We start from the raw sequence: 10,218 nt of genomic DNA on the forward strand, positions 1-10,218 counted from the left end.
CCACGCACGGCGGTGGCTCAGTGCCCCGTGCCGAGCGGTGGCTCAGTGCCCCATGCCGAGGCCGCCGTCGACCGGGATGACCGCGCCGGTGATGTAGGCGGCGTCCGGGCTCGCCAGGAAGCGCACGGTCTTGGCGATCTCCTCGGTCGTGCCGTAGCGGCCCAGGGGGACGTTCTTCTTGATCTCGGCCTGGCGGTCCTCGGACAGGGCCGCGGTCATGTCGGTCTCGATGAAGCCCGGCGCGACGATGTTCACGGTGATGCCGCGTGACCCCAGCTCGCGCGCGAGCGAGCGGCCGAACCCGACCAGGCCGGCCTTGGACGCCGCGTAGTTGACCTGCCCGCCCGACCCCATGAGGCCGACCACCGAGGAGATCAGGACGATCCGGCCACCCTGGCGCTTGCGCATCATGCCGCGGACCGCGCGCTTGACGACGCGGAACGTACCGGTGAGGTTGGTGTCGAGGACCGCGGAGAAGTCGTCCTCGTTCATCAGGACCAGGAGCTGGTCCTTGGTGATGCCGGCGTTGGCGACCAGGACGTCGACCGCGCCCTGCTCCTCTTCGACCCGCTTGAACGCGGCGTCGACCTGGGCGGTGTCGGTGATGTCGCAGCCGACGCCGAGCAGCCCCTCCGGCGGTTCGCCGGACCGGTACGTCACGGCGACGTCGTCCCCGCTCGCGGCGAGTTCGCGGGCGATGGCCAGGCCGATCCCCCGGCTTCCGCCGGTGACCAGTGCCGATCGTGACATATCTAGGGCACCTCCGAATGCGCTCACGAGCGCGGTGATGGGCATGGACGACCATGGATGGGACGGAGAGCAGCGTATCCAGCTACCGGCCGGTACCGGAATCCGGGCCGGGCCACCTCTCCCTTCGAAGCCCCTGCGACCGGGTGTGGCAGGCTGGCGGATGGGGGCGCGGACGGCGGCGCCCCATGGGCGCTGGGAGGCCATGGTGCAGGCAGTCACGACCGCCACTCCGGTCGATTTCGCGGCGTACGGCGACTATGGCACATCGAGTACCAAGCCCAAGGGCCCGAGGTACGAGCGCCCGCCCTATCAGTTCCGCGGCCGGCTGGGCTCCGCGGAGTTCCCGGCCGAGGCCGGCCGCTACCACATCTACGCCTCCTACGCCTGCCCGTGGGCGCACCGGAGTCTCATCGTGCGCAGGCTCAAAGGGCTGGAGGACGTGGTCTCGGTGGGCATCGTCGACCCGGTGCGCGACGGCCGCGGCTGGGCGTTCCGCGAGGGCCCCGGGCACGGCCCCGACACCGTGGGACATTTCACCCTGCTCAGGGAGGCCTACGAGGCCACCGAGCCGGGCTACGACGGCAACATCACGGTGCCCGTCCTGTGGGATACGCGGACCCGGCGGATCGTGAGCAACCACTTCCCCGACATCACCATCGACCTGAACTCCGCGTTCGGCGGCCTCGCCCGCGAGGACACCGACCTCTACCCGGAGGCGCTGCGCCCCGAGATCGATGCGATCAACGAGCGCGTCTACGCCGAGGTCAACAACGGGGTGTACCGGTGCGGATTCGCGCCCTCGCAGGAGGCCTACGAGGAGGCGGTCGTCCCGCTGTTCGCCGCACTGGACGACCTGGAGGAACGGCTGTCGACGCGCCGCTACCTGCTCGGCGACCGGCTCACCGAGGCCGACGTCCGGCTGTGGGTGACGCTCATCCGGTTCGACCCGGTCTACGCCACCCATTTCAAGGCCAACGTGCGCCGCCTGGTGGACTACCCCAACCTGTGGGCGTACACGCGCGACCTCTACGCCCGGCCCGCCTTCCGCGACACGACCGACTTCGGCCACATCAAGCGGCATTACTACATCACCCACGGGGCCCTGAACCCCAAGCGCATCGTCCCTGCCGGGCCCGTTCTGGACTACACGCCGCCGCGCGATCGGTGACGGGTGTCACCACGGTGGCCGGAGCCGTGCGGTCTATTGTGTGCTCATGGCCGTTCTCCGGCCGTTTGCACACCGTCCGCCGGGGACATCCGGTCATCCCGTCAGAGACCGTCAGAGGGAGGCCGAGCTGTGGCCGTCCGAACGCGCGGGGGCGACGCGGCAGTACCGCCGGCCCCGTCCGCCATCGGCTCCGCCGAGGGGTCGGTGCCGCGGCGGCTGCTGGCCGAGGCCACCCGGCTCTTCGCCGAGAAGGGGTTCGACCGCGCCTCGGTCCAGGAGATCGTCGACGCCGCCGGGGTCACCAAGGGGGCGATGTACCACTACTTCGACTCCAAGGACGACCTGCTGGCGCAGATCTACGCCCGGGTGCTGAGGTTGCAGATGACCCGGCTGGAGGAGATCGCCGGGCAGGGCGGCCCCGTGGCCGAGCGGGTCTATGAGGCGGCGGCCGACGTCGTCGTCACCACGATCGCCAACCTGGACGACGCGAGCATCGCCCTGCGCTCGATGCACCAGCTCAGCGCGGCCAAGCAGCGCGAGGTGCGCGCGGAGCGCCGCCGCTACCACGAGCTGTTCCGCTCGCTGATCACCGAGGGCCAGGCCGAGGGCGCCTTCACCGCGGGGGTGCCGGCCGACATCGTCGTGGACTTCTACTTCGGGTCGGTCCACCACCTGAGCACCTGGTACCGCGCCGACGGCCGGCTGTCCCCGGAGGAGATCGGCGGCCACTACGCCCGGCTCCTTCTGGATGCGCTGCGGCCGGATCCCCGTGAGCCTGGACCGCTGCGCGGGTGAGACGGTCGTCCCCGCTGCCCCTCTGCCTGACCGACCGGGTGGTATGTTCGCTCCCATGGGCGAGTCGGACCCCCCGGGCATGGACCTGCGCAAGCTGCGCGCCCACCTCGATTCCGCGCTCCCGGGCCTGGTCCGGGCCGATCTGCACGGCGAGCTGATCGCGGGCGGCCGCTCCAACCTCACCTACCTGGTCACCGACGACCACCACCGCTGGGTGGTCCGCCGGCCGCCACTGGGCCACGTGCTGCCGACCGCACACGACATGGGCCGTGAGCACCGGGTCATCAGCGCGCTGGAGGGGACCCCGGTCCCCGTTCCGGGCACCGTCCTGTCGTGCCCCGACTCCGATGTCATCGGGGCGCCGTTCTACGTGATGGAGTACGTGGCGGGGACGCCGTTCCGGCGGGCCGGCGAGCTCGACGCCCTGGGCGCCACGCGTACCCGCGCCATCGTGCTGTCGATGGTGGACACTCTCGTGGCCCTGCACGCGGTCGACCCCGTCGGCGCCGGACTCGCCGACTTCGGCCGCCCTGAGGGGTTCACGGCCCGTCAGCTCCGCCGGTGGGGCAAGCAGCTCGACGCGTCGCGCAGCCGCGAGCTGCCCGGCGTCGACGAGCTGCACCGGCGGCTGGCCGCCCGGCTCCCGGACCCGCCGGCCCCGGCGGTCGTCCACGGCGACTACCGGCTCGACAACATGCTGGTCGACGGCGCCGACCGCATCACCGCCGTGCTCGACTGGGAGATGTCCACGCTCGGCGACCCGCTGACCGACCTCGGGCTGCTCCTGGCCTACGGCAGCCCGGCGATGCCCGTCGGCTCGGGTGTGAGCGACGCCCACCTGGCGGCGGGCTACCCCGCGGCCGACGAGATCACCGAGCGCTACGCCCGCGGTTCCGGCCTCGATGTCGCCGACCTCGACTGGTACGTCGGGTTCGCCTTCTTCAAGATCGCCGTGATCCTGGAGGGCATCCACTACCGGTTCGCCCAGGGCCGGACCGTCGGCGCGGACTTCGACCGGATCGGGGAGGTCGTGCCCGGGCTCATCGAGGGCGGGCTGGCGCGGATGGAGGGGCGGGGTTAGGCGGATCCGTGCCTGAGGACGCTACGTCCACCCGGCGTCGTGCGCGAGAATGGCCGCCTGCACCCGGTTGGTCGTTGGTCATGCAGTACCGCCCCGACTACGTCCACCCCGCGTCGTGCGCCAGAATGGCCGCCTGCACACGGTTGGTCATGCCCAGTTTGGCGAGGATGCGGCTGACGTGGGCCTTCACCGTCGCCTCGCGCATGCCGAGGGCGCGGCCCGCCTCTGCGTTGGACATCCCGCGGGCGACGGCGGTGAGGACGTCGCGCTCACGGCCGCTGAGCACGGCCAGCCGGTCGGCCGCCTGCGCGGCGCCGGGCCGTGCCGGGGCGGCGAAGCGCTCCAGCATGCGCTTGGTGATGGTGGGCGCGAGCATCGCGTTGCCGTCGGCGACGGTGCGCACGGCGGCGATGAGGTCGCGGGGCGGGGTGTCCTTGAGCAGGAACCCGACCGCGCCCGCGCGCAGCGCCTGGTGCACGTATTCGTCGAGGTCGAAGGTCGTCAGCAGGACCACCTTCGGCGGCTCGGGGAGGGCGGCGAGCTCGGCCGCGGCGGTCAGGCCGTCGGTGTTGGGCATCCGGATGTCGAGCAGCATGATGTCGGGGGCCAGCCGCCGCGCCAGGTCGACGGCCTCGGATCCGTCGGTGCCTTCGGCGACCACCTCGATGTCGTCGGCGGCGTCGAGGATCATCCGCAGCCCCGACCGCACCAGTTGTTCGTCGTCCACCACGACCGTGCGGATCACTGTGCCGCTCCCCCGTCCTCGTCCTCGTCGGCCGCCCCGTCGATCGGAACGATAGCGCGGACCTGCCATCCGCCGTCGGGGAAGGGACCCGCCGACAGTGTTCCGCCCGCCAGGGCGATCCGCTCGCGCAGCCCGGCCAGCCCGTAGCCGCTGGCGGGCGGGGGCTCGGTGATGGGCCCGATGTCGGGGAGTGGCTCGTTGGCGACCACGATCTCCAGGTCGCGGTCGCCGTAGCCCAGCCGTACGGTGACGGGGCAGCCCGGCGCGTGCTTGCCCGCGTTGGTCAGCGCCTCCTGGACCATCCGGTAGCCGGTGCGCTCCAGCCTGGGCGGCAGCGCACGCGGGGTCCCGGTCGTCTCCCACTCCACCGGCATGCCGGCCGTCCGCCACTGCCCTATCAACCGCGCCAGGTCGGCCAGCACCGGCTGCGGCGCAGTGGGGGCGGCGTCGTCGCCGCTGCGCAGGACCCCCAGGATCTCCCGCAGCTCGGCGAGCGCTTCGCGGCCGGTGGTGCGGATGAGCCCGGCCGTGTCGGCGGTCTTGGGCTCCGCCGCCGACACCTCCAGCCCGCCGGCGTGCAGCACCATCAGGCTGACCCGGTGGGCGACGATGTCGTGCATCTCGCGGGCGATGCGGGTGCGCTCGCCGTTGATGGCCTGCTCGGCCAGGAGGTGCTGTTCGCGTTCGAGCCGTTCAGCGCGTTCGTGCAGGTTCGCGACGAGCTGGCGCCGGGTGCCCACCCACAGGCCGGCCGTCAGGGGGAACGCGATCACCAGGATGGTCACCATGATCGTCGGCGGTGCCATGCCCCATCCCCCGCCCCCGGGGACATAGGTGTAGATCCAGATCACGCACAACACCATGACCGCGGTCCAGACGGCCAGCGACCGGCGCCGGTGGATGAACCAGGACGCGTAGGAGTAGAGCGCCAGCGCGATCGGGAAACTGTTACCGAAGCCGCAGGCCAGCGCCGCGGCGACGGTGAGCAGGACGGCGGGGCGGGATCGGCGGAACAGGGTCGCCACGGACACCGCGGTCGCGCCGGTGAACATGATCGCCATCCAGACGAGCGTCGCCTCGACCGAGGAGCCTGTCGGCCCCACCTTGTTGGCGAGGGTGTCGAGCGGGCCGTCCGGCAGCCCGGCCGTGGAGACCGCCCAGAGGGGGAAGAGGCCGATGGCAAGGGCCCAATCGGCGATCCCGTGGCGCCGGTCCCACAGCCATCCCCCGATGCGCGGCGGCCACTCTTCCCGCCAGAAGGGACGGCGTTGCACAGTGTCGTCACCCATGCGCCGGAGTGTATGTGGCCTGCGGGGCCGGACGTCACCGCAGGCCGGAGCGGCACAGCGGGGCGACGAAAGTCGGTGTGTCCGCGTTGTCGCAGTTCACGGCCGCGCTGGGGGGAGGCCGGTGGCGCCGCCTCCGGTAGCGCACCCACGACGAAAGTCGGGGGTGGGGCACTGCTTAAGGCCGCTGGGCGGCCTCGCCGACCGCCTGTCCGTCCCGTACCGGAAATCGGGTGCGCGGGCGACGACCCGCCGCACCGCGCCGACCTGGCATCAGCCGTGACCGCCCCGGCTTTCGTCGCCCACCACGACCGTGCGAATCACCGTGCCACTCGCTCGTCCTCGTCCTCGTTCTCGCTCTCTTCGGCCGCCCCGTCGATCGGAACGACGGCGCGGACCTGCCATCCGCCGTCGGGGAAGGGACCCGCCGACAGTGTTCCGCCGGCAAGGGCGATCCGCTCGCGCAGCCCGGCCAGCCCGTAGCCGCTCGTGGGCGGCGGCTCGGCGGCGGGCCCGGTGTCAGGCCCCATGTCGGGGGGGAGTGGCTCGTTGGCGACCACGATCTCCAGGTCGTGATCGCCGTAGCCCAGCCGTACGGTGACGGGGCAGCCCGGTGCATGCTTGCCCGCGTTGGTCAGCGCCTCCTGGACCATCCGGTAGCCGGTGCGCTCCAGCCTGGGTGGTAGGGCGCGCGGCGTCCCGGTCGTCACCCACTCCACCGATGTGCCGGCCGTGCGCCACTGCCCGATGAGCCGCGCCAGGTCGGCCAGCACCGGCTGCGGCGCGGTGGGGGCGGCGTCGTCGCTGCTGCGCAGGACGCCCAGGATCTCGCGCAGCTCCGCGAGCGCTTCGCGGCCGGTGGTGCGGATGAGCCCGGCGGTATCGGCGGTCTTCGACTCTGCCGTCGACACCTCCAGCCCGCCGGCGTGCAGCACGATGAGGCTGACCCGGTGGGCGACGATGTCGTGCATCTCGCGGGCGATGCGGGTGCGCTCGCCGTTGATGGCCTGCTCGGCCAGGAGGTGCTGCTCGCGTTCGAGCCGTTCGGCGCGTTCATGCAGGTTGTCGATGAGCTGGCGCCGGGTGCCCACCCACAGGCCCGCGGTCAGGGGCAACACGACCACCAGCGTGGTCACGAAGAGCGCCGACCCGATCAGGTCCTCGCCGCCGTTGAAGACGTTGGCGTAGACGTCGTTCCAGATCACACCGAGCACCATGACCGCGGTCCAGATGGCCAGCGACCGCCGCCGGTGGATGAACCAGGACGCGTAGGAGTAGAGCGCCAGCGCGATCGGGAAGCCGTTGCCGAAGATGAAGACCAGGACCGCGGCGACGGCGAGCAGGATGGCCGGCCGGGAGCGGCGTAACAGGGTCGCCAGCGACACCGTCGTCGCCCCGCCGAGCATGATGGCGATCCAGGCGAAGTCCTCCGGGACCAAGGTGCCCGGAAGGGCCCGGTCGGAGAGGGTGCGGAAGGGGCCGCTGAGCAGCATCATGGCGGACACCCAGATCGGGAAGGGACCGATGGCAAGGGCCCAATCGGCAAGCCAGTGGCGCCGGTCCCACAGCCACCCCACGATCCACGGCGGCCACGCCCCTGACGGGAAGGCGCCGCGTTGCCCGGTGATGCGGGTGCGCTCGCCGTTGACGGCCTGCTCGGCCAGGAGGTGCTGTTCGCGTTCGAGCCGCTCGGCGCGTTCGGGCGGGTCCTCGCCGAGCCGGCGCCGGGTGCCCGCCAACAGGCCGGCGGTCAGGGGGAACGCGACCACCAGGATGGTCGCGAAGACCACCGCTTCGACCAAGCCTCCGCCGCCGTCGTAGGCGTAGAAGTAGGTGCAGATCCCGATCACGCCGACCATGACCGCGGTCCAGATGGCCAGCGACCGCCGCCGGTGGCTGAACCAGGACGCGTAGGAGAAGAGCGCGAGCGCGATCGGGAAGCCGTCGCCGAAGCCGAAGGCCATGGCCACGGCGACGGTGAGCAGAAGGGCGGGCCGGGAGCGGCGGAACAGCGTCGCCAGCGACACCGCCGTTACTGCGCCCAGCGCGATGGCGCTGAGGGCGCTCCAGGCGATATCCGCCTCCAGCTGGCGGCCCTGCGCATCCGTAGAGATCCGTTCGACGAGGACGTGGAAGGGGCCGTGTGGCAGCGCGATCACGTTGAACAGCAAGATCGGGAAGGGACCGATGGCAAGGGCCCAGTCGGCGATCCTGTGGCGCCGGTCCCACAGCCACCCCCCGATCCGCAGCGGCCATTCCCCTGACCGGAAGGCACGGCGTTGCACAGTGTCGTCACCCATGCGCCGGAGTGTATGGGGCCCGCAGGCCGAAGATCATCGTGTGCCGCAGCGGCATAGCGGGACGACGAAAGTCGGCGCACCGCTTCGTCGCAGGTCACTTCAGAACCCGGCGGTGATCGCGAGCGAGGGCACCTGGCGGGGGTTACGACGAAAGTCGATGGGCGGCACGGTGCTTAAGCCCTTGGACGGCCCCGGCCCCCTCCTTAACGCCCTCCCGGAAATCGGCTGCGCGGCCGACGACCCGCCCCGCCGAGCGGGCCTAGCGTCTCCGGTGTCACCAACCGGGAAGAAAGAGGGAGACGTGAGCGAGACCGCCGCGTTGGCCGGAGCGCAGTACACCCAGGCGCCACCCGCTGCCTACACACGAGATCTGACCAAGGTCTATGGGACGTCCGGATCCGCCGTGCACGCGCTGGACGGCGTGAGCGTGGAGTTCGCCCGCGGCGCCTTCACCGCGATCATGGGGCCGTCCGGGTCGGGCAAGTCCACCCTGATGCACTGCCTCGCGGGCCTGGACACCGCCACCTCGGGCACCGTGCACCTGGGCCGCACCGACATCACCCGGCTCAAGGACAAGGAGCTCACCCGGCTGCGCCGGGACCGCATCGGGTTCATCTTCCAGTCGTTCAACCTGCTGCCGATGCTGACCGCCGAGCAGAACATCCTGCTTCCGGCGCAGATCGCCAAGCGCACGATGGACCGCGAGCGCTTCGACCGCATCGTCGATGTGGTGGGCCTGCGCGATCGCCTGGACCACCTGCCGTCCAAGCTCTCCGGCGGCCAGCAGCAGCGGGTCGCGGTCGCCCGCGCCCTGCTCGGCGCGCCGGAGGTGGTCTACGCCGACGAGCCCACCGGCAACCTCGATTCCCGGTCGGGCGCCGAGGTGCTGGCGTTCCTCCGCGATTCCGCCGCGAACATGGGCCAGACGATCGTCATGGTCACCCACGACCCCGTCGCCGCCGCCTACGCCGACCGCGTCGTCTTCCTGCGCGACGGCCGCCTGGTGGACGAGGTACACGCCCCCACCGCCGAGATCGTCCTCGACCGCCTCGTGAAGCTGGAGTCCTAGGCCGCCATGTTCCGAACCACGATGGCCGGCCTGCGCCTGCACAAGGGCCGGCTGGTCACCACCGCACTCGCCATCGCCCTGGGGGTCATGTTCGTCGCCGGGACGCTGGTGTTCAGCGACACGCTCAGCGCGGCCTACAGCGCCCGGGTCATGGGCTCGGCCGACTCGCTGGAAGCCGTGGCCCGGCCCGCGTACGACGGGACACAGGACGGCGAGGAGGACCTGCCGGCCGGCGTGCTCGACGACATCCGCGCCCTGCCCGAGGTGGACGGTGCCGACGGCATCATCAAGGGCAACGCCGGACTGCTGGACAAGGACGGCCGGGCCGTCGGCACCATCCCGACCGCCGGCATCTCCGTGGGCGGGGTGATCCGCCACCGGGCGGACGAGGGCGCGCTGCCCAAGGCCGACGACGAGGCCGCCCTGGCCACCGTCACCGCCGACGCCACCGGGTACGGGATCGGCGATACCATCACCGTCCTCGACGCCGAAGGCGAACGGCACGAATTCGAAGTCACCGGGCTGATCGACGTCGGCGTCGACGCCGAGCTGGCCTACCGCGGCGCCGTCGCGTTCACCCACGAGACCGCCGCCGCCATGACGGGCCGCGACGACTTCTCCGAGATCGACGTGGTGGGGACCGAAGGCACCCCCGATCAGCAGGTGGCCGACGCGGTCGCCGGCGCGGCCGGGGACCGGGCCGAGGTCGTGACCGGCCAGGTGATGGGCGAGGAACTGGCGCGCGACTCCGGGGGCCAGGTCGGGTTGCTGGGCACGGCGCTGCTGTTGTTCGCCCTGATCTCGGTGCTCGTGGCGTCGATCGTCATCTACAACACGTTCGCGATCCTGCTCGCCCAGCGGCAGCGGGAGCTGGCGCTGCTACGCTGCGTGGGCGCCTCGCGGGGGCAGGTGTTCCGCAGTGTCCTGCTGGAGGCGCTGATCGTGGGCCTGGTGGCGTCGGCGCTGGGGGTGCTGGCGGGGATCGGCGTCGGCGCTGCCGGCGCATGGTTCGGCGGCGAAGCCG

General features: G+C 71.8%; 9 protein-coding genes. 5 read left to right on the top strand and 4 right to left on the bottom strand.

Annotation, left to right across the window (positions count from 1 at the left end; genetic code table 11):
• Positions 1–42 precede the first annotated feature (42 nt).
• Positions 43–750 carry a 3-oxoacyl-[acyl-carrier-protein] reductase gene (gene fabG, locus ACFOVU_RS08405; RefSeq protein ID WP_378531528.1) on the bottom strand — a complete coding sequence of 236 codons (708 nt, stop codon included), beginning with the start codon at positions 748–750 and terminating at the stop codon, positions 43–45.
• A 202-nt stretch (positions 751–952) separates the two neighbouring features.
• Here fabG and ACFOVU_RS08410 point away from each other — a divergent pair, with 202 nt between their 5' ends.
• The 3 genes from ACFOVU_RS08410 (at position 953) to ACFOVU_RS08420 (ending at position 3,794) form a co-directional block, all read left to right on the top strand.
• Positions 953–1,918 (top strand): glutathione S-transferase family protein, encoded by a 966-nt coding sequence (locus tag ACFOVU_RS08410; protein ID WP_378531530.1) that lies wholly within the window; start codon positions 953–955, stop codon positions 1,916–1,918.
• A gap of 129 nt (positions 1,919–2,047) precedes the next feature.
• Complete coding sequence (locus ACFOVU_RS08415; RefSeq protein WP_378531532.1) at positions 2,048–2,713, top strand: TetR/AcrR family transcriptional regulator; 666 nt, start codon at positions 2,048–2,050, stop codon at positions 2,711–2,713.
• A gap of 55 nt (positions 2,714–2,768) precedes the next feature.
• On the top strand, positions 2,769–3,794 hold the full coding sequence (locus tag ACFOVU_RS08420; protein ID WP_378531534.1) for a phosphotransferase family protein: 1,026 nt from the start codon (positions 2,769–2,771) through the stop codon (positions 3,792–3,794).
• A gap of 97 nt (positions 3,795–3,891) precedes the next feature.
• Here the strand turns inward: ACFOVU_RS08420 and ACFOVU_RS08425 are convergent, their stop codons facing one another.
• From ACFOVU_RS08425 to ACFOVU_RS08435, 3 genes are all read right to left on the bottom strand, one after another.
• Entirely contained in the window at positions 3,892–4,539 is a 648-nt protein-coding gene (locus tag ACFOVU_RS08425) for a response regulator (protein WP_378531536.1), read from the bottom strand.
• Positions 4,536–5,828, bottom strand: a complete 1,293-nt coding sequence (locus tag ACFOVU_RS08430; RefSeq protein ID WP_378531538.1) for a sensor histidine kinase — start codon at positions 5,826–5,828, stop codon at positions 4,536–4,538. The genes ACFOVU_RS08425 and ACFOVU_RS08430 overlap by 4 nt, the downstream gene beginning before the upstream one ends.
• A gap of 317 nt (positions 5,829–6,145) precedes the next feature.
• Positions 6,146–8,125 carry a sensor histidine kinase gene (locus ACFOVU_RS08435; RefSeq protein ID WP_378531540.1) on the bottom strand — a complete coding sequence of 660 codons (1,980 nt, stop codon included), beginning with the start codon at positions 8,123–8,125 and terminating at the stop codon, positions 6,146–6,148.
• Positions 8,126–8,444: 319 nt separating this feature from the next.
• Here ACFOVU_RS08435 and ACFOVU_RS08440 point away from each other — a divergent pair, with 319 nt between their 5' ends.
• A complete protein-coding gene (locus ACFOVU_RS08440; protein ID WP_378531612.1) occupies positions 8,445–9,194 on the top strand; it encodes an ABC transporter ATP-binding protein in 750 nt (249 codons plus the stop codon).
• Between the two features lie 6 nt (positions 9,195–9,200).
• A partial coding sequence (locus ACFOVU_RS08445) for an ABC transporter permease (protein ID WP_378531542.1) occupies positions 9,201–10,218 on the top strand: 1,018 nt, incomplete at its 3' end.

Origin of the sequence: Nocardiopsis sediminis (assembly GCF_042650565.1) — a bacterium.
In the GTDB taxonomy this organism is placed as follows: domain Bacteria; phylum Actinomycetota; class Actinomycetes; order Streptosporangiales; family Streptosporangiaceae; genus Nocardiopsis_B; species Nocardiopsis_B sediminis.

What these genes read in the sequence shown, in the direction of transcription:
- fabG (WP_378531528.1), bottom strand. Translation starts at nt 750, where the DNA reads ATGTCACGATCGGCACTGGTCACCGGCGGAAGCCGGGGGATCGGCCTG.
- ACFOVU_RS08410 (WP_378531530.1), top strand. Translation starts at nt 953, where the DNA reads ATGGTGCAGGCAGTCACGACCGCCACTCCGGTCGATTTCGCGGCGTAC.
- ACFOVU_RS08420 (WP_378531534.1), top strand. Translation starts at nt 2,769, where the DNA reads ATGGGCGAGTCGGACCCCCCGGGCATGGACCTGCGCAAGCTGCGCGCC.
- ACFOVU_RS08430 (WP_378531538.1), bottom strand. Translation starts at nt 5,828, where the DNA reads ATGGGTGACGACACTGTGCAACGCCGTCCCTTCTGGCGGGAAGAGTGG.
- ACFOVU_RS08435 (WP_378531540.1), bottom strand. Translation starts at nt 8,125, where the DNA reads ATGGGTGACGACACTGTGCAACGCCGTGCCTTCCGGTCAGGGGAATGG.